A 25,366-nucleotide genomic window follows, 5' to 3' on the forward strand; every position below is an offset into this window, starting at 1 on the left:
GCACCCCGAACGCAAGGAACCTTCAGTGCAGACACACGAGATCAGGAAGCGGTTCCTGGATCACTTCGTGAAGGCAGGCCACACCGAGGTGCCCAGCGCCTCGGTGATCCTCGACGATCCGAATCTGCTGTTCGTCAACGCCGGCATGGTGCAGTTCGTGCCCTTCTTCCTCGGGCAGCGCACCCCGCCGTACGCGACGGCGACCAGCATCCAGAAGTGCATCCGGACCCCGGACATCGACGAGGTCGGCATCACCACCCGGCACAACACTTTCTTCCAGATGGCCGGCAACTTCTCCTTCGGCGACTACTTCAAGCGCGGCGCGATCGAGCTGGCCTGGAGCCTGCTGACCACGCCGGTCGACGAGGGTGGCTACGGGTTCGACCCGGAGCGGCTGTGGGCCACGGTGTTCTACGACGACGACGAGGCCGTGCAGCTGTGGGAGGAGATTGCCGGGTTGCCGCCCGAGCGCATCCAGCGCCGCGGCATGGCCGACAACTACTGGTCGATGGGTATTCCGGGACCGTGCGGGCCGTGTTCGGAGATCTACTACGACCGTGGGCCCGAGTACGGCATCGAAGGCGGCCCGGAGGCCGACGAGAACCGCTACATCGAGATCTGGAATCTCGTGTTCATGCAGAACGAGCGGGGCGAGGGCACCTCCAAGGACGACTTCGAGATCCTGGGGCCGTTGCCGCGCAAGAACATCGACACCGGCATGGGTGTGGAGCGCATCGCCTGCCTGTTGCAGAACGTCGACAACGTGTACGAGACCGACCTGCTGCGGCCGGTCATTGACAAGGTGGCGCAATATGCCCCGCGCGGGTACGGCCGGGGCAACCACGATGACGACGTCCGGTATCGAGTCATCGCCGACCACAGCCGCACCGCGGCGATCATCATCGGCGACGGTGTCACCCCGGGCAACGAGGGCCGCGGCTACGTGCTGCGCCGGCTGCTGCGACGCATCATCCGCGCCGCCAAGCTGCTCGGCGTCGAGCAGCCCATCATGGCGGAACTGATGGTCACCGTGCGCGATGCGATGGGGCCGTCATATCCGGACCTGGTCACCGACTTCGACCGCATCCAGCGCATCGCGGTGGCCGAGGAGACGGCCTTCAACCGGACGCTGGCCTCCGGCTCCAAGCTGTTCGAGGATGCCGCCACCGCCACCAAGGCCGCCGGCAAGTCCGTGCTGGGTGGCTCAGAGGCATTCGCCCTGCACGACACCTACGGCTTCCCGATCGAACTGACCCTGGAGATGGCCGCCGAGGCCGGCCTGTCCGTCGACGAGCTCGGTTTCCGTGAGCTGATGGCCGAGCAGCGGCGCCGGGCCAAGGCCGACGCCGCCGCTCGCAAGCACGCCCACGCCGACCTGTCGGCGTTCCGCGAGCTGGTCGACGCCGGGCCGACGGAGTTCACCGGGTTCGACGAATTGTCCTCGCAAGCCCGGATTCTCGGCATTTTCGTCGACGGCAAGCGGGTGCCGGTGGTCGGCCATCAACCCCGGGTGCACTCGGAATCGCCCGCCCCGGAGCGGGTCGAGATCGTCTTGGACCGCACCCCGCTCTACGCCGAGTCCGGCGGGCAGATCGCCGACGCCGGCTGGATCACCGGCACCGGCGGCAGCGAGTCGGCCAAGGCTGCCGTCACCGACGTGCAGAAGATCGCCAAGACCCTGTGGGTGCACCGCGTCAACGTCGAGTCGGGTGAGTTCGTCGAGGGCGACACCATCGTCGCTGCCGTCGACCCCACCTGGCGCCGCGGGGCCACCCAGGGGCATTCGGGCACCCACATGGTGCACGCCGCGTTGCGACAGGTGTTGGGGCCCAACGCCGTTCAGGCGGGTTCGCTCAACCGGCCTGGCTACCTGCGCTTCGACTTCAACTCGCAGAGCGCACTGAGCGAGGAGCAGCGCAATCAGGTCGAGGAGGTCGCCAACGAGGCGGTTCAGGCCGACTTCCCGGTGAACACCTTCCTCACCGAACTCGACAAGGCCAAGGCGATGGGCGCCATGGCGATGTTCGGCGAACAGTATCCCGACGAGGTACGGGTGGTCGAGATCGGCGGCCCGTTCTCACTGGAGCTGTGCGGCGGAACTCACGTGCACAACTCGGCCCAGATCGGCCCGATCACCATCTTGGGCGAGTCCTCGGTGGGTTCCGGGGTCCGACGTGTCGAGGCCTATGTCGGGCTGGATTCGTTCCGGCACCTCGCCAAGGAACGCGCGCTGATGGCGGGCCTGGCGTCGTCGCTCAAGGTGCCCTCCGACGAGGTACCGGCGCGGGTGGCGACCCTGGTCGACCGGCTCAAGGCCGCCGAAAAGGAACTCGACCGGGTGCGGCTGGCCAACGCCAGGGCGTCCGCGGCGAATGCGGCGTCGGGGGCCGAACTCATCGGTAAGGTCCGTCTGGTGGCGCAGCGGATGGCGGCCGGCATGAACGCCGGTGACCTGCGGTCCCTGGTGGGTGACATCCGCGGCAAGATGGGCGCCGACCCGGCGGTGGTGGTCCTGATCGCCGAGGGCGACGACCAAACCGTGCCATTCGTCGTGGCAACCAACCCGGCCGCGCAGGACCTCGGTGTGCGCGCCAACGAGTTGCTCCAGCAGATCTCCTCGGCCGTTGACGGCCGGGGCGGTGGCAAGGCGGATCTGGCCCAGGGGTCGGGCAAGAACCCGGCCGGAATCGACGCGGCACTGGCAGCGGTTCGCGCAGAGATCGCCCGGAGCTAGCCTCCGTGCTGCCAGCACAGAACCGTGTGCCCGACCGGCCCGGCGCCGACGATCCGGGGCGCGGCCGCCGGCTTGGCATCGATGTCGGCACGGTGCGCATCGGGGTGGCGGTCAGCGATCCCGACGGCATCCTGGCCACCCCGGTCGAGACGGTTCGGCGGGAACGAACGGGCAAGCACCTGCGCCGGCTGATCGCGTTGGCGACGGAATACGAGGTCGTCGAGGTCGTCGTCGGTCTGCCCCGCACGCTGGCCGACCGGTCCGGCACCTCAGCCCAGGACGCGGTCGAGGTGGCCGACGCCCTGGCCGTGCGGATCGCCCCGGTGCCGGTGCGGCTGGCCGACGAACGGTTGACTACCGTGGCTGCGGAGCGATCACTGCGCGAGGCCGGCATGCGGGCCAAAGCCCAGCGCGGCGTGATCGACCAAGCCGCCGCGGTGGGGATATTGCAGGGCTGGCTCGAGCAACGCCGCAATGCGGCACCGACCCCGGCGGAGAGCGACGATGTCTGACGAATACGACGACTACGACCGGTCCCAACCGGTGGCGGTCGGCGCACCGCGCGGGCGGATGAGTCGCCTGGACCGGGTCCGCGCCCAGCGCAACCGCAACCGCCGCAGGATGATCGGCGCCGCCGCGGCGAGCGTGCTGATCGTGGTGGTGCTCGCGGTGGTCTTCCTGGGTACCAAGCTGTTCGGCGGCGGCTCCGGCGATTATGCCGGCGAGGGCAAGGACGACGTCGTCATTCAGGTCCACGACGGCGACTCCACCACCCAGATCGGTCAGACCCTGCGCGACACGAACGTGGTCTCCAACGTCAAGGGATTCGTGGACGCGGCCAAGGACAACAAGGCGATCGCCGCGATCCAGCCCGGCTACTACGAGGTGCGCACCGAGATGTCGGCGTCGGCGGCCGTGCAGCGCCTGGCCGATCCGAAGAGCCGGGTGGGCAAGCTGGTGATCCCGGAGGGGCGTCAGCTCGATGACGTCGGCGAGGTCGGCTCCGGCAAGGTCACCGAGGGGATCTTCACGCTCATTTCAGAGGCCAGCTGCGTCGACCTGAACGGGCAGCGCACCTGTGTCTCCGCCGAGGACCTGCGCAGGGCGGCCGAACAGGCGCCGGCGGCGGCGCTGCAGGTACCCCAGTGGGCCACCCAGCCCGTGACCGCGCTGGGCACCAACCACCGCCGACTCGAAGGGCTGATCGCGCCGGGCACCTGGAACGTCAACCCGTCGGCCTCGGCCCAGGACATCCTGGCCACACTGATCGCCGAGAGCGCCGAGCACTACGTCGGCGGCGGGTTGCTCGACACCGCCGCGGCGATGAACCTGTCGCCCTATCAGATCCTGATCGTCGGCTCGCTGGTGCAGCGTGAGGCCAAACCGCACGACTTCGCCAAGGTCGCCCGGGTGATTTACAACCGGCTCGCCGCGCCGCAGCGGCTGGAGTTCGATTCGACGGTGAACTATCCGCTGGATCGGCAGGAAGTCGCCACCACCGACGCCGACCGCGCGCAGGTGACGCCCTGGAACACCTATGCCTCCGAAGGGCTGCCGGCCACCCCGATCTGCTCCCCGGGTACCGATGCGCTGGCCGCGGCCGAGCGTCCCGAGCCGGGGGACTGGTTGTACTTCGTGACCGTGGACATGGAGGGCACCACCCTGTTCACCAAGGACTACCAGCAGCACCTGGCCAACATCGAGCTGGCCCGACACAACGGCGTGCTCGATTCCGCGCGATGACCGAAGCACGTAAGGCGGCGGTGCTCGGGTCGCCGGTGGCGCATTCCAAGTCGCCGCTACTGCATCTGGCGGCCTACCGGGCGCTGGGCCTGACGGACTGGACCTACGACCGCATCGAGTGCACGGCCGACGAATTGCCTTCCCTGTTGCAAAGTTCCGGCCCGGAGTGGGTCGGTGTGTCGGTGACGATGCCGGGCAAGTTCGCCGCCCTGGCCTTCGCCGACGAACGCACCGAGCGGGCCGAACTGGTCGGCTCGGCCAACACGCTGGTGCGCACCGACCACGGCTGGCGCGCCGACAACACCGACGTCGACGGGGTGGCCGGCGCCCTCGGGCACATCCGTCATCTGCGCCGCGCGATCGTGTTGGGGTCCGGCGGCACCGCCCCCGCCGCGGTGGTCGGGCTGGCCGAACTCGGCGTCACCGAGATCACCGTGGCGGCCCGCAACCGCGACAAGGCGGCCCGGCTGCTGGATCTGGGGGCGAGGCTCGGGGTCACCACCGAGTTCTGCGCGCTCGGCGACGAGCGGCTCGCCGAGGCGGTGGCCACCGCCGACGTGCTGGTCAGCACGATCCCGGCCGAGGCCGCCCAGGCCTATGCCGGGATCTTCGCCGGGGTGCCGGTGCTGCTCGACGCCATCTACGATCCGTGGCCTACCCCGTTGGCCGCCGCGGTACTCGACGCCGGCGGCGAGGTGATCAGCGGCCTGCAGATGCTGCTACACCAGGCTTTCAGTCAGGTCGAACAATTCACAGGCCGACCGGCGCCGCGCGAGCAGATGGCGGCCGCGCTGGGCTAGCGTCCGCTGATGCGGCTGGTGATGTCCGGAATCGTCGTGGTGTGGGCTGCGGCGCTGAGCGTGGCCGACGTGCGGGATCGGCGCCTGCCCAACGCGCTCACCCTGCCCGGAGCCGCCGTTGTCCTGGGTGTCGCCGCAGGGTGCGGTCGCGGGGTGCCGGCGCTGGCCGGTTCGCTCGGTCTGGCGGCCCTGTATCTGGCGGTACACCTGGCGCTGCCGGCCGGGCTGGGCGCCGGTGACGTCAAGCTGGCGCTGGCGGTGGGCGGCCTGACGGGTGCATTCGGGCCGGATGTGTGGCTGCTGGCGGCACTCGGCGCGCCCCTGCTGACCGCAATGGTGGCCGCCGGCATGGTGGTGCGTGACCGGGGTGCGACGGTGCCGCACGGTCCGTCGATGTGCGTGGCGAGTCTGGCCGCGGCCGCGCTGGCGGTGTTCTGACTGCGGCTCCGGTCAGCGGGTCTCGCTGTTGTCGCCCGACGACGCGGCATCGGTGAGCAGCTGACGCAGCCGGTCCAGCGGGTCCCCGCTGCCCGGGTCGAGCCGGTGCGGGTCCGGTGGTGGTGCCCCCGGACTGGGCAGCCGGTCGGGTGCGATATCGCTGAGTCCGTTGCCCGTCGGGCCCAGGACCGGTGTCGGGGTGTCGGATTCGCTCGGTGCCGACCCGGCCGGCGGCGGTGGGGGTGTCGGGGGCGGAGCGTTCGGCGCCGGCGGCGGTGGCACCGGGGCAGCCTGCAACCCGGCGATCTTGGCGCGCAGCCGGGTGGCGGCGTCCTGACGGATCAGGCGCCGGTCGGGTTGGGGGTCGGCATTGCCCTCGAAGCAGCCCGCCGGGGCCTCATCGACGACCCCGAGCGCACTGTCGTAGCGCTCCTGCGCCACCTCAGCGCGGGCCGCCGATGCGGCGACGTCGCCTTGAGTCTCCCGGACCAGTTCCAGATTCACCCGCACCGGACACGACCGCCCGGCCGCCGTGTTCGACAGCGCCCGGCTGAAATCGGCGTCGGCGTCGGCGAGCCGACCGTCGAGCACATCGGCGGCGCCGGCGGCGAACGGGGCCTTCTCGGGCTCGATCACGTTGAGCACGCTCAGCGTCGACGCATCCGCACGCACCCCCGCCGCGTCCCCGCGGGCGAAGTGCGACACGGCCGAATCACCGGCCACCGCCACCGAGAACATCTTCGCGGCGGCCAGAACCACCAACACCACGACCGGTGCCGAGATCACCAGCAACCGCAGCCGCAGCCGCAGCCGGGCCGGCCGGGTGGTGCGCTTCGGGTCGCCCGTCATGGCTGCGCCACCCGACGTGCCGATGTCCGGTCGCGGTGGAATTCACCGACCAGGAGGTAGATCTCGGGCAGCAGCAGCGCCGCGGCCAGCAACGCGAGCACCCAGTACAGCTCGGTGCGCTGCGGCACCGGGGTTCCGGTCAGCACCGCGGCGTCGGATCCGGGGCCTGCGCGCACGTCCGGGAGGACGACGCTGACCGGCTGGCCGGGGTCGCGGTGGACATACCCGACACCGAGTTCGTCTGCAATACGGCGCAATTCGGGCTCGTTGAGCGCGGACACCACAGGCGCGCCGGATCGGGTGTCGGCCAGATAGGTCAAGGCGCCCTCGACGTAGGCGCCGGGAATCGGTCCGCCCGCCGTGGTGCCGTAGCCGAGCACCGCGCCGCCGTCCACCCGGTCCCCGACCGCGAAGCTGCCCTGGGGTGTCGTGGCCCCGCCGGCGCCCTCGCCGAGATAGAACACCAGGTTCTGCGCGTCGGGGTAGCGCTGATCGGCCTGGATCAGTTGGTAGCGAAGCAGATTGGCGGCAGCGCCGGCATCCACCCTGGACGCGGCGTCGGGCGGAGCGCTGACATACGGCGACAGTCCGGCCACCAGCGATGTGAGGCTCCAGGTGTCCTCCGACAGCGGCCAGTCGATGCCCGGCGCCGACGCGAAGCCGATCACCGCGAATCGAGCTCCGGGGTAGGCGTCGATGACCGCCGCCATGTCCGCGCGGATGCCCGACATCCGCGACACCCCGTCGCCATAGTCGCGGACCCGGGAGTCCACCGACCGGTCGACGAGGAAGAACACGTTGACGTTGCGGGCCGCTGCCACCGCGACGGACTCCTGACCGTCGGGCCGCTGCCCGGCGGACATCGCCAGGCCCGGACGGGCGGCGGCGCCCACCAGCAGCAGCATCGCGACGGTGAGGGCACTCCATCGAAAAGCCGGCTTGCGCTGCCCGGCGCCGGTGCGTCCCAGCAGCGTCGACAGGCTGTGGGCGCGGGCGGCGACCAGGACGGCGGCCACGACCAGCAGCAGTGCCGGCGGCAGCGCGGGGTGCAGGGTCATCGCCGAGCCACCACCAGAGCAAGGCTGAGCAGCGTGGCCGCCGCCAGCGCCGCGACGAGCAGGCGATCGGGATGGTCGGGCCGCTGTCCGGCGATCCGCGCCCCGCCGGGTAACACCACCGGCGCGGGGTTGGCGCGGATCGCGCCGAGGTCGGAGGTCAGCGTGGGATCCGAACCGCCCGGACCGGCGGGGTGGTAGCGGAAGAACCGGCCACCGGATCGCTGGGTCAGCGCCGACAGCTCGGCATCGCCGCGCCGGGCGGCGTCGGTGACGTCCACCGCCGCAATCGCGTTGACTTGGATCCCGGCCTGCTGCGCCAGGTCGTCGACCTGCCGGTCGGTGAACAGCCCCCGCCGGTCGTCCCCACCAAAGGTGCTGGGGCCCAGATAGATCAATGAGCGGCGGTGGCTGCTGGGCGCCGGTGGGGTGCCGAATCCGGTCATGCACAGCGCGAGGGTGTCGCGCAGGTTGACCGCATAATCGGTGTAGTTCACCGGCCGCGCGAATCCGCCGGCCCGCCGGCTCGCCGGGCCGGCGTAGGAGGCCAGCCGCTCGGCGGCGTACTGGTAGTCCCGGGTCAGCGGCAGCACCCGCACCGACGGCGAGGTCAGCCCGATGCGCTGGGTGTCATAGGTGGCGGCCTGCCGGGCGAAATGGTCCAAGAACTGCGCGGTGGTGCCCTCGTCGATGCCCGCGCCCACGCACAGCATCACGTCCTCGGGGTGCGCGGCCGCGAACTCGCGCCCGGAGCCCGACGGCCGTGCGCCGGTGAGTACGGCCGCGCAGAACACCACCACCAGCAGGACGATCGTGGTGAGCGCCGCCAGCGTCTCGCGTCGTTGCATGCGGGCGTACTCGGGCAGGCCGGTGAGCCGGTCGACGTGCGCCAGCGGCCGCAACCGGCGCCGTATCCGCGCAGCGGGTATGGCCGCCGCGATCGCCACACAGGCCAGCAGGCAGCCCAGGCCGATCAGCGCGACCGGCCACCACGTCAGGCCCACGAGCGGATCAACTCCTCGGCCCGCGCGCCCAGCCGCTCCGGGTCGGCATCGGCGGTCTCGGCGAATCGCGCGTCGCGCAGCTCGGCGATCAGTGGCGCAGCCGGTGCGAGTTCACCGGCCGCGATCTCTCCGACGTGGAGGTACTGGGCCCGCAGCCCGGTCGCCTGGTGCAGGAAGCTGCGCAGGGTCTGGCTGATCGCCGCGTAGGCCTGTGCATCGGACAGGTCCCCGCGGCGTCGCCGCTCGCCGATCCGGCGGATGCTGCCCGCGAACCGGCGGCGCATCAGCCGGGCGTGCGCGTTCCGGACCGCCGGGATTTCGCGCAGTCGCGCGGTCGGCATGGTCACGACGAAAACCGCTGTATACCAAATGATTACCGCGATCACCAGGATCGCCGCCAGCCACAGCCACCACGACGAATAGGGCTGCGGCCCACCGACGAAGCGCAGCAGGTCACCCGGCACGAGCGAACACCTCCGTCATCGCGACCAGCCCGGCCCGGATCTCGTCACTGCGGCCGATGGTGGCGAAGGGGATGGCGTGCTCGGTCAGGAACGCCTCCAGCCGGGTACGACGCTGATGTTCGGCATTGCGGTACGCCGCTTCCAGCCGCCGGCCCAGCCGGCTTGCCGCGGGCACCACGCGGCCGGTGGCCACGTCGTACCCGTCGACGTCACCGCCCAGGGCCGGCATATCGGACACCATCGCCCACAGCACGTCGTGGCGGGCGGTCAGCGGTCCGACGGCATTGGCCAGGCGGGTATCGGTGTCGGGCTCGTCGGAGACCACCACCACGAGCATCGGGTGACGGTAATGCTTTGTCACATAACGCAACTGGCCCGCAATGTCGCTGGGCGCCGGCTGGGTGACGGTGTGCCGGTAGAACCGGTCCAGCATGGCTTCGATGTGGGTTTCACCGCGGCGGTTGCGCATGCTCACACAGCCGCGGGCGTCGCCGTAGACCATGCCGATCTCGTCGGCGCGGCCCAGGGTGATCAATCCGAACGAACCCAGGATCGCCGCTGCCACATCACGTTTGGTCTCCCCGCCGGCGGCCAGCGCCGTCATGTTACGGCCGGCGTCGGCCACCAAGAGGATCTTGTGGTGCTTCTCGGAAACGAACCGCTTGATCAGGACGGTGCCCGAGCGTGCAGTGGCCTTCCAGTCGATGTCGCGCACGTCGTCGCCGGGCACGTAGGGCCGCAGATCGTCGAACTCGAGGCTGCGGCTGTGCAGCAGTGCGTAGCGGCCGCCTTCGAGGAGGCCGCGGGTGTCGGTGCCGAACGAGCGCTTCGCCCGGTTGAGATGCTGGCCCATCAGGGCACCCGCACCGCGTGCAGGATGGCGTCGATGACGGTTTCGGCGGTGATCCCGGCGGCGGCCGCCTCGAAACCCAGGATCAGTCGGTGCCGCAGCACCCGGTGGGCCAGCGTGGCGATGTCGTCGGGAAGGACGTGGCCGCGGCCGGACAGCACCGCCAGGGCGCGAGCCGCCCGGCAGAACGCGATCGTGGCGCGCGGGCTGGCGCCGTATTCGACGAGCCGGGCCAGGCGCGGCTGCAGGTACTGCTGGGGGTCGCGGCTGACGGCCACCAGCTGGCTGGCGTAGCGGATCAGCACCGGATCCATGTGCACGTCGCGGGTGACTCGCTGCAGGACGCGGATGTCGTCGAGGCTAACGACCGCCCCGCCGCGGCGGCCGCGGTCGAACAGGCCGGCGTCCATCCGGTGGATCATCTCCACCTCCTCGGACACCGAGGGGTACGCCACGACGTCCTTGAGCATGAACCGGTCGGTCTGCGCCTCCGAGAGGGGATAGGTGCCCTCCTGATCCACCGGGTTCTGGGTGGCCACCACCAGGAACGGCTCCGGCATGGGGTAGTTGGTGCCGGCGATGGTGGTCTGGCGTTCCTCCATCGCCTCGAGCATCGCGCTCTGCGTCTTGGCGCTGGACCGGTTGATCTCGTCGAGCAACACGATGTTGGTGTGCACCGGGCCCAGCTGGGTGACGAAGGTGTTTGGTCGCCGCCTCGTACACCTGGGTGCCGATGATGTCGCTGGGCAACAGGTCGGGTGTGCACTGGATACGCCCGAATCCGCCGGCGATGGCCCGGGCGATCACCCGTGCCGCGGTGGTCTTGGCCAGCCCGGGAACGCTCTCCACCAGCACGTGTCCGCCGGCGGCCAGGCCGATCAGCAGGGACTGGCGCAGATTGTCCTGGCCGACCACCGTCGCGGAGAAAGCGCTCGACACCGCCTCCACGGTGCGGCGTGCCTGGTCGAGATCGCGTTGGTCGGTGTGCGCGCGTGCGGTGGTCATCGAATCCTTTCGGCGCCTCGGGCGCAGCGGTCATCACCCGCCCGGTTACCCGATGTCCGGGTGGCGAACACCCGGGCGCGGCAAAGCAGGTTGGGCCCGGCATGACCGGCGTGGGAGGATGGGACGCGTGTTGCGATGGACTACCGCCGGTGAATCCCACGGCCGCGCGCTGGTAGCCGTGGTCGAGGGCATGGTCGCCGGCGTGCAGGTCAGCTCCTCGGACATCGGCGAACAGTTGGCCCGGCGCCGGCTGGGCTACGGCCGCGGTGCCCGGATGAAGTTCGAGCAGGACCAGGTCAGCGTGCTGGCCGGGGTACGCCACGGCAGCACGCTGGGCGGTCCGATCGCCGTCGAGATCGGCAACACCGAATGGCCCAAGTGGGAGACGGTGATGGCCGCCGACCCCGTCGAGCAGGGCCAGCTCGACAAGGACGCCGCGCGCAATGCACCCCTGACCCGGCCCCGCCCCGGCCACGCCGACTTCGCCGGCATGCTCAAGTACGGGTTCGACGACGCCCGTCCGGTGCTGGAGCGGGCCAGCGCCCGCGAGACCGCCGCGCGGGTCGCGGCCGGCACCATCGCCCGGGCCTTCCTGCGCCAGGCGCTGGGCGTCGAGGTGCTGTCCCACGTCATTTCCATCGGCGCGTCGACCCCCTACGACGGGCCGTCGCCGGCGCCCGCGGATCTTTCCGCCATCGACGACAGCCCGGTCCGCGCCTTCGACAGCACGGCCGAAGCCGACATGATCGCCCAGATCGAAGCCGCCAAGCGCGACGGCGACACCCTGGGCGGCGTCGTCGAGGTGGTCGTGCACGGCCTGCCCATCGGGCTGGGCTCCTTCACCAGCGGCGAGAACCGGCTCGACAGTCAGCTCGCCGGCGCGGTGATGGGCATCCAGGCCATCAAGGGCGTCGAAATCGGTGACGGGTTCGAGACGGCGCGCCGCCGCGGCAGCCAGGCCCACGACGAGATGTATCCCGGCCCGGACGGGGTGGTGCGGTCCACCAACCGGGCCGGTGGCCTGGAGGGCGGCATGACCAACGGCCTGCCCCTGCGGGTACGCGCGGCGATGAAGCCCATTTCGACCGTGCCGCGTGCGCTGGCCACCGTCGACATGGCCACCGGCGACGAGGCTGTCGCCATCCACCAGCGCTCCGATGTGTGCGCGGTGCCCGCCGCCGCGGTGGTCGTGGAGACCATGGTCGCGCTGGTGCTGGCCCGCGCGGTGCTGGAGAAGTTCGGCGGCGATTCGCTGACCGAAACCCGGCGCAACGTCGACGGCTACCTGCAGGCCCTCGCCGCGCGGATGCCGTCGGACTCACCCGTCCGGGCGTCGGGGTAGCCCGATGGCGCCGAAGGCCGTGCTGATCGGATTGCCCGGCTCGGGGAAATCCACCATCGGCCGGCGGCTGGCCAAGGCGATGGGGCTGACCCTGCTGGACACCGACGCCGCTATCGAGGAGAAGACCGGCCGCACGATCGCCGACATCTTCACACGCGACGGCGAGCAGGAGTTCCGGCGCATCGAAGAAGAGGTCATCCGCGAAGCCCTGCAGACCCACGACGGCATCCTGTCGCTGGGCGGCGGGGCGGTCACCACTCCCGGCGTACGCGATGCCCTGACCGGGCAGACTGTGGTATTCCTGGAAATCAGCGCGGCCGAAGGGGTGCGCCGCACCAGCGGCAGCACGGTGCGCCCGCTGCTGGCCGGACCCGACCACGCCGAGAAGTACCGCACGCTGATGAACGAGCGGGTGCCGCTGTACCGCCGGGTCGCCACGATCCGGATCAACACCAACCGGCGCAACCCGGGCGCGGTCGTGCGGCACATCGTCGCCCGGCTGGAGAACCCGCACCCGCCGCGCCGGCGCCGGCCACCCTGGCGGCGCTCGTCGCCGCCGGCGGAGCCCGAAAACCGTTCCGGCCCAAGAGAAACCAGCCCGTCCATCCCATCAGAGCCGGTCACGCCCGCCACTCCGGCGGCGCTGGCCGCCCGCCGCGCCGGAGCCCGCAAATGACCGAGCTTGCCCCTTCCCTCGACGAACCGGTGACCATCGAGGTCGCCGTCGACCCGCCCTACCCGGTGATTGTCGGCACCGGCCTGCTCGACGAAGTCGGCCGGCTGCTCGGGTCGCGGCACAAGGTCGCGATCCTGCATCAACCGGTGCTGGCCCAGACCGCCGAGGCGGTGCGGGCGCATCTGGCCGACCGGGGTGTCGACGCGCACCGCATCGAGATCCCCGATGCCGAAGCCGGTAAAGATCTGCCGGTGGTCGGCTACATCTGGGAAGTGCTGGGCCGCATCGGAATCGGCCGCAAAGACGCGTTGATCAGCCTCGGTGGCGGGGCCGCTACCGACGTGGCCGGGTTCGCGGCGGCCACTTGGCTGCGCGGCGTCGACATCGTCCACATTCCGACCACACTGCTGGCCATGGTCGACGCCGCCGTCGGCGGCAAGACCGGCATCAACACCGACGCAGGCAAGAACCTGGTGGGTGCCTTCCACCAGCCGACGGCGGTGTTGGTCGACCTGGCGACGCTGGAGACGTTGCCGCGCAACGAACTGGTCGCCGGGATGGCCGAGATCGTCAAGGCCGGATTCATCGCCGATCCGCGGATCCTCGAGCTCATCGAGGCCGACCCGCAGGCCGCCCTCGACCCCTCCGGTGCGGTGCTGCCCGAACTGGTCCGCCGGGCGATTGCGGTCAAGGCCGAGGTCGTGGCCGCCGACGAGAAAGAGTCGGCGCTGCGCGAGATCCTCAACTACGGCCACACCCTGGCCCATGCCATCGAGCGCCGGGAGCGCTACCGGTGGCGCCACGGCGCGGCGGTGTCGGTGGGATTGGTGTTCGCCGCCGAGCTGGGCCGGCTGGCCGGGCGCCTCGACGACGCGACCGCCGAGCGGCACCGCGCCGTCCTGACGTCGCTGGGGCTGCCGGTCAGCTACGACGCCGACGCGCTGCCCGAGCTGCTGGAGAGCATGGCCGGCGACAAGAAGACCCGCTCGGGGGTGCTGCGTTTCGTGGTGCTCGACGGACTGGCCAAACCAGGGCGGCTGGAAGGCCCCGACCCGGCCCTGTTGGCGGCGGCCTACGCGGAGGTGGCCCGATGACTACGGTGCTGGTGCTCAACGGTCCCAACCTAGACCGGCTGGGGCGGCGCGAGCCGGAGATCTATGGCAGCGTCAGCTACGACGACCTGGTCACCCTGATCGAGACGCAGGCCACCGAACTGGGGTTGACCGCGGTGGTGCGGCAGAGCAACAGCGAAGGCCAGCTCCTGGACTGGCTGCACGCCGCGGCCGACGCCGGTGACCCGGTGATCCTCAACGCGGGCGCGCTGACCCATACCTCCATCGCGCTGCGCGACGCCTGTGCCGAACTGCGAGCACCGTTGATCGAGGTGCACATCTCGAATGTGCATGCGCGAGAAGAGTTTCGGCACCACTCATATCTGAGTGCGGTGGCCACCGGGGTGATCGTCGGGCTCGGTGTGCAGGGCTACCTGCTGGCGCTGCGCTACCTGGCCACCCTCGAGCAGCCGGTACTGGACTGACCCGGTCATGCCGGACCGGATCACGTTGGGCGGGGCGACCGTCACCCGGGTGGTCGAGACCCAGGTGCAGATGCGGACCTCGCTGTTCGCCGACACCGCGCCGCAGGACTGGGCCGACAACGCCGACCTGCTGGTGCCGGACTTCTGGGACCGCGATGCCGACCAGTGGCGCATCGCCATGCAGTCCTGGGTGATCGAGGTCGACGGGCTGGTGGTGGTCGTCGACACCGGTGTCGGCAACGACCGGGACCGGCCGCACATGCCGCCGCTGGATCACCTGTCCACGGATTTCCTGGCCAACCTCACCGCGGCCGGCGTCGACCCGGCCGCCGTCGACGTCGTGGTCAACACCCACCTGCACACCGACCATGTCGGCTGGAACACCCGCCTGGTGGACGGCCGGTGGGTGCCGACGTTCCCCAACGCCCGCTACGTGATGCCCGAACTCGACTACCGCTTCTTCGGCCCCGGTGGCGGCGGTGAGAACGACGGGATGCGAACGGTGTTGGCCGACAGCGTGATCCCGGTGACCGACCAGATCCAGCTGTGGACCGACGAGCTCGTGCTCAGCGAATCGCTGCGGCTGCGCCCGGCGCCCGGGCACACGCCGGGAACCTCGGTGCTCTGGCTCGACGCTGGCCGGCCCGCGGTGTTCGTCGGCGACCTGACGCATTGCCCGCTTCAGATCCGACGGCCCGACGATGCGTGCGCGTTCGATGTCGACCCCGCCGCCGCGTGCCGCACCCGCCGGCGGGTGTTCGACGAGGCTGCCCACGCCAAGGCCGTGGTCATCCCCGCGCATTACCCCGGGCACGGCGGGGCGACGATCACCGCCGACGCAGCCGGCTTCGAGGTCGAGGAGTGGCTGACGATCGAGGCGATCTAGCCGGTCAGGCCTTGTCGGGGTGCTTGCCCTCGGTGAAGTCGATCTGCTCGGTGGGCTCGTCGCGCTCGGCGGTGGCGATCGCCGAGGTCTGCTCCTCGGCGGCCGCAGCGGACTCGTTGCCGGCCAGGCCCGGGATGGGACCGGTCTTGTCGTCGTCGTGGACGGCGTCGAACACGTCGGCGGCCTCACCGAACCGCCGGCGCGGCTCGACGGGCCGCTTGCGGTCGACCAGGAAGCGGCCCAGCGAGACCGCCGCGATCGCCGGGATGAACACCATCAGCGCGGTGAACGCCGCGAACGTGGTGACCTCGCCGATGAGGCCCTCGACGTAGACGCCGCTGTAGAACAGCGAGATCACCCACGCGACGAAGCCGCTGAGCACGCCGGCGACCAGGCCGGCCAGCAACCAGGTCATGGCCAGGTCGCGGCGGCGGTCGGGGTCCGGGTTGTCGTTGGCGTCGGCGCGGCCGTCAAGCAGACCCCAGAGGAACGAGGCGATCCCGAACAGCACCACCAGGATGACGCTGATCAATCCGGCCTTGGTTTCGTACAGGTTGATCAGCGTGCCCTGCACCAGCCGGACGACGACCATCCCGGCGGCAAACACCAGTCCGCGCAACAACCATGTACTCATGGGGCATCAGCGTAGCGAGTACCGTCAGCCACCGTGACACATTCCCAACGCCGGGACCGGCTGGCCGCCCGGCTCGCCGCCGACGGTGTGGACGCGATGCTGGTCAGTGACCTGGTCAACGTGCGGTATCTGTCCGGATTCACCGGGTCGAACGCGGCGCTGCTGGTGTTCTCCGGCGACACGCCGGCAGTGCTGGCCACCGACTCCCGCTATCGCACGCAGGCCGCCCGCCAGGCACCCGATCTGGAGACCGTCATCGAGCGCGCATGCGGGCGGCACCTGGTGGCCCGCGCCGCCGTCGACGGAGCCCGGCGGATCGGCTTCGAGAGCCATGTCGTGACCGTCGACGGATTCGACGCCCTGGCCCGCGCGCTTGACGAGCAGCCGGGTACCGAGCTGGTACGGGCATCGGGGGTCGTCGAGGCGCTGCGGGAGATCAAGGACGCCGGCGAGGTCGCACTGCTGCGGCTGGCCTGTGAGGCCGCCGACGCCGCCCTGGCTGAGCTGGTAGCCGGCGGCGGGTTGCGTCCGGGCCGCACCGAGCGTTCCGTCGGTCGCGAACTGGAGGCGCTGATGCTCGAGCACGGCGCCGACGGGCCCTCGTTCGAGACGATCGTGGCCGCCGGGCCCAACTCGGCGATCCCGCATCATCGCCCTACCGACGCGGTGCTGGCGGCCGGTGATTTCGTCAAGATCGACTTCGGCGCCCTGGTCGGCGGCTACCACTCGGACATGACCCGAACCTTCGTGCTCGGCGAGCCGGCGGCCTGGCAGCGGGAGATCTACGAGCTGGTGGCGGCCGCGCAGCGGGCCGGCCGCGAAGCCCTCGAGGTGGGTGCCACGCTCAGTGCCGTGGACGGCGCCGCCCGCCAGGTTATTGTCGACGCCGGTTACGGCGAGTACTTCGGCCACGGGTTGGGCCACGGCGTCGGACTGCAGATCCACGAAGCGCCGGGAATCAACTCCGCCGCCGCCGGTACACTGCTTGCTGGCTCCGTGGTGACCGTAGAACCCGGTGTCTACCTGCCTGACCGTGGCGGTGTCCGCATCGAGGACACCCTGGTCGTGCTCGGTGCGCGGGCGCCGGAGCCGCTTCGGCGGCGACATGAGACAGCAGAACTGTTGACCCGGTTCCCCAAGGAACTGGCGATCCTGACCTAGGAGAACGACCGAACGTGGCATCCACTGCCGATTTCAAGAACGGCCTTGTGCTCAACATCGAGGGCCAGCTCTGGCAGATCATCGAGTTCCAGCACGTCAAACCGGGCAAGGGTCCGGCCTTCGTGCGCACCAAGCTCAAGAACGTGTTGTCGGGCAAGGTGGTCGACAAGACCTACAACGCCGGGGTGAAGGTGGAGACCGCCACCGTCGACCGGCGCGATGCCACCTACCTCTACCGCGACGGTAGCGACTTCGTGTTCATGGACTCCGAGGACTACGAGCAGCACCCGCTGTCCGAGGCGCTGGTCGGCCGCCTGGCCGACTTCCTGCTGGAGGGTATGCCGGTGCAGATCGCGTTCAACGAGGGTGCGCCGCTGTACCTGGAGCTCCCGGTCACCGTCGAACTTCTGGTGGCCAGCACCGAGCCCGGCCTGCAGGGCGACCGGTCCAGCGCCGGCACCAAGCCGGCGACGCTCGAGACCGGGGCCGAGATCCAGGTGCCGCTGTTCATCAACACCGGCGACAAGCTCAAGGTGGATTCCCGCGACGGCAGCTATCTGGGGCGCGTGAACGCCTGATATGGCAGACCGCAAGGCTGACAAGGGTCGGCACCAGGCGCGCAAGCGTGCGGTTGACCTGCTGTTCGAGGCCGAGGCTCGCGGATTGACCCCCGGCGAGGTGGCCGAGGGCCGCATCGCACTGGCCGAGACCAACATGGATGTGTCGCTGCTGAACCCGTACACGGTGACGGTGGCGCGCGGCGTCACCGAACACGCCCCCCACATCGACGAACTGATCACCGCGCACCTGCAGGGCTGGACGCTGGAGCGGCTGCCGGCCGTGGACCGCGCGATCCTGCGGGTGGCGGTGTGGGAACTTCTGCACGCCGACGACGTCCCCGAACCGGTGGCTGTCGACGAGGCCGTCGAACTGGCCAAGGAACTGTCCACCGACGACTCGCCCGGCTTCGTCAACGGGGTGCTGGGCCAGGTCATGCTGGTCACCCCGCAGATCCGGGCGGCCGCCGCAGCGGTCCGGGGGAGCGCCCCCGAGGCGTGATTCGCCCGGGGGCTCTCCGGTGGGGACCTAGCGGGCGGCCTTGGCGTTGGCCATCAGTTCTTCGACGCGCTCGCGCTGGGCTCGGTTCTCGAAGACGCCGTCTTTCTTGAAGTACGTTCCTACGATCGCGCCGTCGGCCAGCGCGAGCTGATCGGCGACGTTGTCGGCCTTGACGCCGGTGTTGACGAACACCGGGACGGGTCCAGCGGACTGCTTGACCACCGAGAGGGCGGCGAGATCGGTTGGCGCGCCCGCGGTCAGCCCCGACACACAGATGGCGTCGGGCAGGGTGGCGAACACCGTCGTGCGGGTGATCGAGGCCAGGTCCCGTTGGGCCAGGTAGGTCGCCGATTCGGGAACGATGTTGAAGAACAGCCGCACCCCGGCGCCGCCGACGCGGGCCCGGTGTCGAGCGACTTCGCCGATGTTGGTGTCCCACAGGCCGAAATCGCTGGCGTAGACACCGGTGAAGATTTCGCGGACGAACTGTGCGCCGGTGGCCACGGCGAGGTCGATCGAGGCGCGGCCGTCCCACAAGACGTTGACGCCGTAGGGAATCGAGATGTCGCCGAGTAGTTCTCCGATGATGCGCGCCATGGTGATCGCGGTGATCGGTTCGGTCTTCGTCAGGTAGGGCAGGCTGAACTCGTTGGAGATCATGACCCCGTCCACGCCGCCCTGCTGGAGCGCGTCGAGTTCTTCCTTGGCCCGGTCCAGGACGGCCGTGAGGCCGCCGCGGGTGTCGTATCCGGGATCGCCGGGTAGCGCGGAGAGATGAAGCATCGCGATGACGGGCTTCTGTACGGCGAAGACCTCGCGCACCCAATCGGCCATGTGAGTCCCTTTCAGTTTTGTTCTGTCTTTTTCTAACGCATCACGGTCACGGACTGCAAGAAAATCACATGTTGCACGCGAAATCTTCGTGAACTGTTGCAGTCAGACCGTGAAGACCTTACATTGGCGACACACTTTCGTGAATCAATCACAAGGGGCCAACTGGTGTCAGCCAAGACGCGGCGTGCGCAGATAGAACAGCGTGTCCTCGACGAGGGCGAGATCGAGTACGCGTCGCTGGCGCAGGAATATGGCGTGTCCGAGATGACCATCCGCCGCGATGTCGACGCGTTGGAGGCCTCGGGACTGGTGCGCCGGGTCACCGGTGGCGCGATCGCGGCCTACCGCAAGGCCGAAGAACCGCCCTTCGAGAGCCGGGCCCTGCGATCGGCGACCGAGAAGCGGCATATCGCCGAGGCCGCGGTCGAACTGCTCGAACCGGGGGAGACCGTCATCCTCGACAGCGGCAGCACGGTGCTGGCGGTGGCCCGGGCCATCCGCGGTCGCCGGCTCGGGCTCACGATCGTGACGCCCAGCCTGCTGGCGGCCATCGAACTCGCCGACGAGCCGGACACCACGATCATCGTCACCGGGGGCAACCTGCGGCCCGGTGAGCTGAGCCTGATCGGTTTCGAGACCGAGTCGGCCTACCAGATGTACAACTGCGACACCTACATCATGGGTGTCGCCGGGGTCGATCCGGTGCGGGGCCTGACCGACTACCACCGGGTCGAAGGAAGCGCCAAGCGCGCTGCCGCCGGGGCCGCCGATCGCATCATCGTGGTCGCCGACGAATCCAAGCTCGGCCGCGTGCAGCTGCTGACGGTGGCTCCGCTGAGCGCAGCGGGCCACATCGTTACCGACAGCCACCCCGACCATCCCACCCTGGTCGCCGCGCGCAACCTGGGGGTCGACGTCATCTGCGTGGATCGCGACGACCGGAACGGCGCCGGCCTCCCGGATGAGGCGCCATGAGCGCCTACACCGTGGGCGTGGACATCGGCACGACCGGCACCAAGACCGTGCTCTTCGATGTCGACCGCGGCATCGTGGGGCAAACCAGCCGCACGTCAACACTTTTCAGCGACCACCCGGGCTGGGCCGAGGCCGACCCGGACCAGTGGCTGGCCAATGTCATCAGCTCGATCACCGAGGTGATCGCCGGTGCCGGCATCTCGCCTGCGGACGTCAAAGCGGTCGCCACCACCGGGATGGTGCCCGCGGTGATTGCCATCGATGCCGACGGCCGGCCGCTGCGCCGCGCGATCCTGCAGAACGACGCCCGGGCGACCGGCGAGATCCGCACGCTGGCAACGGCACTGGCCGATATCGACCTGGTGGCCCTGACAGGTGCCGCCCTCACCCAGCAGTCGGTGGCACCCACCGCGCTGTGGTTGCAGCACAACGAACCCGACATCGCCTCGCGGACAGCGTATTTCGTGGGCTCCTACGACTGGCTGCTGATCGCCCTGGGCGCCGGGCCGCATGTCGAGAAGAACTGGGCACTGGAGTCTGGCCTGTTCACCATCGATGGAGAACCGGTCGATGCGGTCATGGCCGCCGCCGGGATCGCCCCCGCGACCCTGCCGCCGGTGCTTCAACCCGGACAGCTGGCCGGCGAGCTGAGCGCGCAGATGGCCGAGCGCACCGGACTGGTGGCGGGCACCCCGCTGGTGGTCGGCGGCGCCGACCACGTGCTCTCGGCGTTCGCCGCCGGGGTTGAAGAGCACGGCGACTGGTTGGTCAAACTGGGTGGAGCCGGCGACATTCTGGTGGCCAGCGACGAGCCCGTCGTCGACGGGCGGCTCTACCTCGACGCCCACCCGGTGCCCGGCCGGTGGCTGCCCAACGGCTGCATGGCGACCAGCGGCAGCCTCATTCGCTGGTTCCAGGGCATCGTCGGCGGTGTGGACCTGCTCAGCCTGGACGACGATGCGCAACAATGCCGGCCCGCCCAGGTGCTCTGCCTGCCCTACTTCCTGGGGGAGAAGAGCCCGCTGCACGATCCCGACCTCCGCGGTGTGTACGCCGGTCTGCATCTGGGTACCACCCGCGCCGACCTGTACCGCGCGACGTTGGAGGCCATCGCCTTCGGATTTCGCCACCACGTCGAGGTATTCGGCGAACTGGGTATCGAGCTCGGCCGCGCGGCGGTGACCAACGGCGGCAGCAAATCCACGTTGTGGAAGCAGATCCACGCCGAGGTGTTGGGGGTGCCGCTCTATCCCGTCGTCGACCATCCCGGCGCGTCGCTGGGCGCCGCGCTCATCGCCGCCGTCGGGGTGGGTGCGCTGGCGGGATGGGATCAGTGCCGGCGCTTCATCATGCTCGGGGATCCGGTGCTGCCCGATCCCGACAACGTCGCCGCCTACGACGCGGCCTACCGGGAATGGCGGGCCCTGGCCAGCGCCACCGCCGGCATCTCCCATTCCCTAGCTGAAAGGACTCGTCAATGAGCAAGAACGTGGTCGTCACCGGAGCCGGTTCGGGCATTGGCAAGGCTATTGCCACCGTGCTGGCCCAACGGGGCTGGCGTGTTGTGGTCACCGACCTGGACCCCGAGGCGGCCAGAAGTGTTGCCGCCCAACTCGATGACCCGGCCGGGCTCGGGCACGAGGCGACCCGGCTCGATGTCACCGACCCGGCCGAGGCCGCCGCTGTGGCCGACGATGTCGCCGACCGCCTCGGGCTGGATGCCTGGATGAGCAATGCCGGCATCTCCTTCATGGCGCCGTTTCTCGATGTGTCCCTCGACAACTACGACCTGACCATGGACATCAACCTCAAGGGTGTGTTCATCTGCGGCCAGGCCGCGGCCCGCGCGATGGTCCGCACCGGGCGGCGCGGCACCATCGTCAACACCGCGTCGATGGCCGGCAAGCAGGGCCGTGTGCCGTATCTGTCCGACTACGTCGCCTCCAAGTTCGGGGTGGTGGGTCTGACCCAGGCGATGGCCTACGAGCTCGCCGAGCACGGCATCACGGTCAACTGCGTATGTCCCGGCTTCGTCGCGACACCGATGCAGTCGCGGGAACTGGAATGGGAGGCGCGGCTTCGCGGCTCGACTCCCGAGGAGGTCAAGCAGGGGTGGATCGACGACACCCCGCTCGGCCGGTTGCAACAGCCGGAGGACGTCGCCTACAGCGTCGCGTTCCTGCTGTCCGAGGACGCCCGGTTCATCACCGGCGAAGCGCTTGCCGTCAACGGCGGCGCCTACATGGATTAGCCCGATCGATCACGAAATGGGGAAGCAATGAACCTGAAAAATCCAGGGTTGCGGCGCGCCGCAACCTGTCTGGGCGCCATCGGCGCCTCAGTGCTCCTCCTGTCGGGGTGCGCGGGCAGCGGCGGGCCGGATACTGCGACTGCCACCGGGTCGGGCAAGGTCCCGACCGACACGTCGGGCACCGTCAACATCCTGATGGAGAACGTGCCCGACACCGACATCGTCAAATCGCTGATCCCTGAGTTCAACAAGACCTATCCCAACATCAAGGTCACCATCGAACCGCAGACCTACGATCAGATCCGCGACAAGCTGGTCGCGTCGTTCCAGGCCCCGAAGGCGACCTACGACCTCGTCGTCGTCGACAACGTGTGGATGAAGGACTTCGTGGCCGCCAACTGGTTGCAGCCGTTGGATTCTCGGATCGACTCGACGCCGGACTACGACTACGCCGACTTCTTCAAACCGCTCACCGACATCGACACCATCGACGGCAAGCGCTACGCCGTGCCGTTCTACAACTATGCACTGGGCTACATCTACAACGTGCCCGACTACCAGAAGGCGGGCTTGGCCGAGCCCAAGACGCTCGACGAGCTGGTCGCCAACTCCAAGAAGCTGGTGCAGGGTGACCGGGCCGGGATCGCGATGCAACCCCAGCGCGGCTACAAGGTCTTCGAGGAGTGGGCCAATTTCCTGTTTGCGGCCGGCGGCTCGATCTACGACGATTCCGGCAAGTACACCCTCGACACCCCCGAGGCCAAGAAGGCACTCGAGGCCTACGTCGACCTGTACAACACCGCCGCCCCGAAGAACAGCCTGAACTGGGGCTTCGACGAGGCGGGCCGGTCGGTGTCCAGCGGACAGGCGGCCTCCTTGGTCAGCTACAACTGGAACCTGCCGTCGCTGAACGCACCCGACGGCACGGCGGCCAAGTCCGGTGTCGGTCCGTTCAAGCTCACGGCGATGCCCGGCGGCGTCGACGTGCTGGGGTCGTGGAGTTGGGCGATCCCGTCCAACTCCGGAAACGCCGACGCCGCATGGGCGTTCGCCTCGTGGCTGACGTCCAAGCCGATCGACGTCGAGCGGGTGGTCAAGGGCGGCGCAGTCATCCGCACCAGCAGCACGCAGGACCCCAAGGTGCTCGGTGACGGATTCGGGTCCGACTACTACGCGGTGGTCAAAGACATTCTGTCCAAGGCCAAGCCGCTGAGTAATCAGACCAATGCCGAGGAGATGATTCAGGCCGTCGGCACCGAACTCAACGAGGCCGTGGCCGGCACCAAGAGCATCGACGATGCCCTGCGGGACGCCCAGGCCGCCGCGGAGAAGACCCGAGGCTGACCCGGTGACACATCCGACGGCCGCGACGACGAGAGGGGACGCGACATGACCAGGTTCAAGTACGGGATGTTGAGTCCGCTGCTGGCGCTGTTCGTCGCGGTCGTCGGATTCCCGCTGCTCTACGCGCTGTACCTCAGCGCCACCGACTACAAGCTGACCGACCGGCGCGCCCCGCACTTCGTCGGCGTCACCAACTACGTCAACACCCTTACCAACGCCGACTTCTGGCAGGCGTTCGGCACCACCGCCACCTACGTCCTGGTCGCGGTGCTGCTCGAACTGGTCATCGGCCTGGTGCTGGCGATGGCGCTACAGCGCCAGAAGTGGGCGCGCGACCTCACCCGGGCGATGCTGCTTGCCCCGATGTTCATCACACCGGTGGCCGTCGGTTTGACGTTCCGGTTCCTGCTCAACGACCAGCTCGGTGCAATCCCGTTCGTGCTCAAGAAATTCGGCGTCGACTTCGACTTCCTGGGTTCGGGCCACGCGCTGTACACCCTGGCATTGATCGACGTATGGCAGTGGACACCGTTCATGGTGCTGCTATTGCTGGCCGGCCTTGAGTCGATCCCCAAGCAGCCGCTGGAGGCGGCCCGCGTCGATGGCGCATCGCCCTGGTATGTGTTCTGGCGGGTGATCCTGCCGCTGCTGCGCCCGGTACTGGCCGTTGCGGTGCTGCTGCGCGCACTGGATGCGATGAAGGTCTTCGAATACGTCTACGCCACCACCAAGGGCGGGCCCGGCACCGAAACCCAGACGCTGCAGTACTACACCTACCAGACCGGCATCCAGTTCTTCCGCCTCGGCAGCGCGGCCTCGATGGCGTTCGTGGTGCTGGCCGTGGTGCTCACCGCCGTGGTGATCACCTTCCGGATGCTGGAGAGGAACCGGGAAGCATGAGCGGCATCAAGGGGTACACGCTGGCCCGCATCCTGGTGCTGTGGATCGGCGTCGTCGTCGTGGTGGTGCCGATCGCCTGGATCGTGCTGGCCAGCTTCAAGTCCCCGGTCCAGCTCAACGATCCGGCCCTGGTCTTGTTCACCCCCAACCTCGACAGCTGGCGTTCGGTGCTGTCCTCGGGCATCCTCGACGCGGCGGCCCGCAGCTTCCTGGTCGCGTTCATCAGCGTCGCCATCAGCCTCGTCGTGGGGTGTATGGGGGCCTACGCGATCACCCGGTACCGTGCCGGCGGCACCGCCACCCGGTTCGGATTGCTTGCCGCGCAGATGATTCCGCCCGCCGTGCTGGTCTTCCCGTTTCTCACCATGGCCTACGCCCTGCGCCTGCAGGACAGCCTGGTGCCGGTGATCTTCGCGCACCTGAGCTTCGTTGCGCCGGTGGTCACCTGGTTCCTGATCGGTTTCTTCGAGGCAGTACCGAAATCCATCGAAGAGCAGGCCCGCGTCGACGGGTTCGGCCGGTTCCGGGCGTTCCTGCTGGTGGTGCTGCCGCAGGTGCTGCCGGGGATCGGGGCCTCGGCGATCTTCGGATTCACCCTGTCGTGGAACGACATGTTCTACGGGCTGATCCTGGCTCCCGGCAACGCCAAGATCCTTCCGGTTGCCATCGCGGGGTTCAACACGTTCCGCGGCGTGCAGATCGGGTCGATGTGCGCGGCGATCCTCATCGCCGTGGTCCCGGTCGTCATCGCGAGTTTCTTCGTTCAGCGCCGCCTCGTCCAGGGCATCAGCGGCGGCGCGGTCAAGACCTAGAGCACGGCAGGAG

General features: G+C 69.3%; 26 protein-coding genes and 1 pseudogene. 19 read left to right on the forward strand and 8 right to left on the reverse strand.

Features of this window, described 5'->3' with window-relative positions; translation table 11 throughout:
- Nucleotides 1-25: 25 nt before the first annotated feature.
- The 5 genes from alaS to ADBZ9K_RS02025 are packed head-to-tail and all read left to right on the forward strand — an operon-like array spanning nt 26 to nt 5,715.
- Nucleotides 26-2,734 carry an alanine--tRNA ligase gene (gene alaS, locus ADBZ9K_RS02005; protein WP_526618147.1) on the forward strand — a complete coding sequence of 903 codons (2,709 nt, stop codon included), beginning with the start codon at nt 26-28 and terminating at the stop codon, nt 2,732-2,734.
- A 5-nt stretch (nt 2,735-2,739) separates the two neighbouring features.
- Nucleotides 2,740-3,246 (forward strand): Holliday junction resolvase RuvX, encoded by a 507-nt coding sequence (gene ruvX, locus ADBZ9K_RS02010; protein ID WP_526618148.1) that lies wholly within the window; start codon nt 2,740-2,742, stop codon nt 3,244-3,246.
- On the forward strand, nt 3,239-4,477 hold the full coding sequence (locus tag ADBZ9K_RS02015) for an endolytic transglycosylase MltG (protein ID WP_526618149.1): 1,239 nt from the start codon (nt 3,239-3,241) through the stop codon (nt 4,475-4,477). The genes ruvX and ADBZ9K_RS02015 overlap by 8 nt, the downstream gene beginning before the upstream one ends.
- Nucleotides 4,474-5,277 carry a shikimate dehydrogenase gene (locus ADBZ9K_RS02020; protein ID WP_526618150.1) on the forward strand — a complete coding sequence of 268 codons (804 nt, stop codon included), beginning with the start codon at nt 4,474-4,476 and terminating at the stop codon, nt 5,275-5,277. The genes ADBZ9K_RS02015 and ADBZ9K_RS02020 overlap by 4 nt, the downstream gene beginning before the upstream one ends.
- Nucleotides 5,278-5,295: 18 nt before the next feature.
- Nucleotides 5,296-5,715: a prepilin peptidase gene (locus ADBZ9K_RS02025; RefSeq protein ID WP_526618236.1), complete on the forward strand. Its 420-nt coding sequence runs from the start codon at nt 5,296-5,298 to the stop codon at nt 5,713-5,715.
- 12 nt (nt 5,716-5,727) lie between these two features.
- Here ADBZ9K_RS02025 and ADBZ9K_RS02030 read toward each other — a convergent pair whose 3' ends face one another.
- The 6 genes and pseudogenes from ADBZ9K_RS02030 to ADBZ9K_RS02055 form a co-directional block, all read right to left on the reverse strand.
- Nucleotides 5,728-6,564, reverse strand: coding sequence for a hypothetical protein (locus ADBZ9K_RS02030; RefSeq protein ID WP_526618151.1), 837 nt, complete (start codon nt 6,562-6,564; stop codon nt 5,728-5,730).
- Nucleotides 6,561-7,622 (reverse strand): VWA domain-containing protein, encoded by a 1,062-nt coding sequence (locus ADBZ9K_RS02035; protein WP_526618152.1) that lies wholly within the window; start codon nt 7,620-7,622, stop codon nt 6,561-6,563. Before ADBZ9K_RS02035 ends, ADBZ9K_RS02030 begins: the two co-directional genes overlap by 4 nt.
- Nucleotides 7,619-8,623 carry a hypothetical protein gene (locus ADBZ9K_RS02040; RefSeq protein WP_526618153.1) on the reverse strand — a complete coding sequence of 335 codons (1,005 nt, stop codon included), beginning with the start codon at nt 8,621-8,623 and terminating at the stop codon, nt 7,619-7,621. The genes ADBZ9K_RS02035 and ADBZ9K_RS02040 overlap by 4 nt, the downstream gene beginning before the upstream one ends.
- Nucleotides 8,614-9,087, reverse strand: a complete 474-nt coding sequence (locus tag ADBZ9K_RS02045) for a hypothetical protein (protein ID WP_526618155.1) — start codon at nt 9,085-9,087, stop codon at nt 8,614-8,616. The genes ADBZ9K_RS02040 and ADBZ9K_RS02045 overlap by 10 nt, the downstream gene beginning before the upstream one ends.
- Nucleotides 9,077-9,940 (reverse strand): DUF58 domain-containing protein, encoded by an 864-nt coding sequence (locus tag ADBZ9K_RS02050; protein WP_526618156.1) that lies wholly within the window; start codon nt 9,938-9,940, stop codon nt 9,077-9,079. The genes ADBZ9K_RS02045 and ADBZ9K_RS02050 overlap by 11 nt, the downstream gene beginning before the upstream one ends.
- Nucleotides 9,940-10,942, reverse strand: a pseudogene (locus ADBZ9K_RS02055) (AAA family ATPase). Before ADBZ9K_RS02055 ends, ADBZ9K_RS02050 begins: the two are co-directional and overlap by 1 nt.
- A 127-nt stretch (nt 10,943-11,069) precedes the next feature.
- Here ADBZ9K_RS02055 and aroC point away from each other — a divergent pair.
- From aroC to ADBZ9K_RS02080, 5 genes are read left to right on the forward strand one after another with little or no spacing between them, the layout of a single operon-like run.
- On the forward strand, nt 11,070-12,284 hold the full coding sequence (gene aroC, locus ADBZ9K_RS02060; RefSeq protein ID WP_526618157.1) for a chorismate synthase: 1,215 nt from the start codon (nt 11,070-11,072) through the stop codon (nt 12,282-12,284).
- Nucleotides 12,285-12,288: 4 nt separating this feature from the next.
- Nucleotides 12,289-12,960 (forward strand): shikimate kinase, encoded by a 672-nt coding sequence (locus tag ADBZ9K_RS02065; RefSeq protein ID WP_526618159.1) that lies wholly within the window; start codon nt 12,289-12,291, stop codon nt 12,958-12,960.
- Nucleotides 12,957-14,054, forward strand: a complete 1,098-nt coding sequence (aroB, locus tag ADBZ9K_RS02070) for a 3-dehydroquinate synthase (RefSeq protein ID WP_526618161.1) — start codon at nt 12,957-12,959, stop codon at nt 14,052-14,054. The genes ADBZ9K_RS02065 and aroB overlap by 4 nt, the downstream gene beginning before the upstream one ends.
- On the forward strand, nt 14,051-14,497 hold the full coding sequence (gene aroQ, locus ADBZ9K_RS02075) for a type II 3-dehydroquinate dehydratase (protein ID WP_526618163.1): 447 nt from the start codon (nt 14,051-14,053) through the stop codon (nt 14,495-14,497). The genes aroB and aroQ overlap by 4 nt, the downstream gene beginning before the upstream one ends.
- 7 nt (nt 14,498-14,504) lie before the next feature.
- Nucleotides 14,505-15,383 (forward strand): MBL fold metallo-hydrolase, encoded by an 879-nt coding sequence (locus ADBZ9K_RS02080; protein WP_526618165.1) that lies wholly within the window; start codon nt 14,505-14,507, stop codon nt 15,381-15,383.
- A 4-nt stretch (nt 15,384-15,387) separates the two neighbouring features.
- Here ADBZ9K_RS02080 and ADBZ9K_RS02085 read toward each other — a convergent pair whose 3' ends face one another.
- Entirely contained in the window at nt 15,388-16,017 is a 630-nt protein-coding gene (locus ADBZ9K_RS02085; protein ID WP_526618167.1) for a B-4DMT family transporter, read from the reverse strand.
- Nucleotides 16,018-16,050: 33 nt separating this feature from the next.
- On the opposite strand from ADBZ9K_RS02085, the gene ADBZ9K_RS02090 reads away from it, so the two are divergent.
- From ADBZ9K_RS02090 to nusB, 3 genes are read left to right on the forward strand one after another with little or no spacing between them, the layout of a single operon-like run.
- Nucleotides 16,051-17,178, forward strand: a complete 1,128-nt coding sequence (locus ADBZ9K_RS02090; protein ID WP_526618169.1) for a M24 family metallopeptidase — start codon at nt 16,051-16,053, stop codon at nt 17,176-17,178.
- A gap of 14 nt (nt 17,179-17,192) precedes the next feature.
- Entirely contained in the window at nt 17,193-17,756 is a 564-nt protein-coding gene (efp, locus tag ADBZ9K_RS02095) for an elongation factor P (protein ID WP_526618171.1), read from the forward strand.
- Between the two features lies 1 nt (nt 17,757).
- The gene (gene nusB, locus ADBZ9K_RS02100) at nt 17,758-18,237 is read left to right on the forward strand and encodes a transcription antitermination factor NusB (RefSeq protein WP_526618173.1); all 480 of its coding nucleotides are present in this window, start codon (nt 17,758-17,760) and stop codon (nt 18,235-18,237) included.
- Nucleotides 18,238-18,264: 27 nt separating this feature from the next.
- Here nusB and ADBZ9K_RS02105 read toward each other — a convergent pair whose 3' ends face one another.
- Nucleotides 18,265-19,071, reverse strand: a complete 807-nt coding sequence (locus ADBZ9K_RS02105) for a BtpA/SgcQ family protein (protein ID WP_526618175.1) — start codon at nt 19,069-19,071, stop codon at nt 18,265-18,267.
- Nucleotides 19,072-19,236: 165 nt separating this feature from the next.
- Here ADBZ9K_RS02105 and ADBZ9K_RS02110 point away from each other — a divergent pair, with 165 nt between their 5' ends.
- The 6 genes from ADBZ9K_RS02110 to ADBZ9K_RS02135 are packed head-to-tail and all read left to right on the forward strand — an operon-like array spanning nt 19,237 to nt 25,353.
- Nucleotides 19,237-20,046, forward strand: a complete 810-nt coding sequence (locus ADBZ9K_RS02110) for a DeoR/GlpR family DNA-binding transcription regulator (protein ID WP_526618176.1) — start codon at nt 19,237-19,239, stop codon at nt 20,044-20,046.
- Nucleotides 20,043-21,527 (forward strand): FGGY-family carbohydrate kinase, encoded by a 1,485-nt coding sequence (locus tag ADBZ9K_RS02115; RefSeq protein WP_526618178.1) that lies wholly within the window; start codon nt 20,043-20,045, stop codon nt 21,525-21,527. Before ADBZ9K_RS02110 ends, ADBZ9K_RS02115 begins: the two co-directional genes overlap by 4 nt.
- A complete protein-coding gene (locus tag ADBZ9K_RS02120; protein WP_526618180.1) occupies nt 21,524-22,297 on the forward strand; it encodes an SDR family NAD(P)-dependent oxidoreductase in 774 nt (257 codons plus the stop codon). Before ADBZ9K_RS02115 ends, ADBZ9K_RS02120 begins: the two co-directional genes overlap by 4 nt.
- Before the next feature lie 27 nt (nt 22,298-22,324).
- Nucleotides 22,325-23,641 (forward strand): ABC transporter substrate-binding protein, encoded by a 1,317-nt coding sequence (locus tag ADBZ9K_RS02125; RefSeq protein WP_526618181.1) that lies wholly within the window; start codon nt 22,325-22,327, stop codon nt 23,639-23,641.
- A 45-nt stretch (nt 23,642-23,686) separates the two neighbouring features.
- Complete coding sequence (locus ADBZ9K_RS02130; protein ID WP_526618183.1) at nt 23,687-24,541, forward strand: carbohydrate ABC transporter permease; 855 nt, start codon at nt 23,687-23,689, stop codon at nt 24,539-24,541.
- The gene (locus ADBZ9K_RS02135) at nt 24,538-25,353 is read left to right on the forward strand and encodes a carbohydrate ABC transporter permease (protein WP_526618185.1); all 816 of its coding nucleotides are present in this window, start codon (nt 24,538-24,540) and stop codon (nt 25,351-25,353) included. Before ADBZ9K_RS02130 ends, ADBZ9K_RS02135 begins: the two co-directional genes overlap by 4 nt.
- Nucleotides 25,354-25,366 lie beyond the last annotated feature (13 nt).

It is taken from the genome of Mycobacterium sp. (genome assembly GCF_965229265.1).
Taxonomy (GTDB): Bacteria; Actinomycetota; Actinomycetes; order Mycobacteriales; family Mycobacteriaceae; genus Mycobacterium.